The sequence below is a fragment of the Treponema sp. R6D11 genome (genome assembly GCF_054786075.1).
Window position 1 is genome coordinate 1 of the sequence record NZ_BDHD01000692.1, and the last position, 500, is coordinate 500.

Consider the following 500-nt stretch of genomic DNA (forward strand, 5'->3'; position numbering starts at 1 on the left):
AAGCCTAAATTTTCAGTTAGCTTATTATCAAATTTCGCCGCAAACATTTCGCCTTCGAAAATAGCTGGTATAGAAACTTTTTTGCCATCGACGATCATTTTTTCGATAAGCTCATCAGTTGGAATTTCGCTTGGCATTGCATGATAAACGAATATGCTATTTGCATTTTTATATTCATCAAGAGCGCAAATTTCCTTATAAGGGTTGCCGGTAGATGGCTTTTTGTTCGCCAACTTTCTAAAACTTTCTTTTTGTTTTTTAATTAGGGACTTTGGAGTGCACGAATACTTTTCGACAAAAAAATCTGGGAAATATGATAGCTTGGCTTTCCGGAGGCCTTGAATTCCTGAGTCATCCTCGCGGTTTACGTATTTTAATTCAGGATATTTTTTCATCATTTTTTCGCAGTGCAATTTATTTATAGCGACGAAGCTTCCGCGAATTTCTGCACTTGCTTTTTCGAAATGGATAATGATGGTGTCGTCTGAAATTATTTCTGA

At 36.2% G+C, this 500-nt stretch carries 1 protein-coding gene; it reads right to left on the reverse strand.

Annotated elements, in window-relative coordinates:
• On the reverse strand, positions 1–494 hold a 494-nt coding region (locus ACYVTD_RS15525), incomplete at its 3' end, for a 5-formyltetrahydrofolate cyclo-ligase (RefSeq protein ID WP_461248600.1).
• Between the last annotated feature and the right edge of the window lie 6 nt (positions 495–500).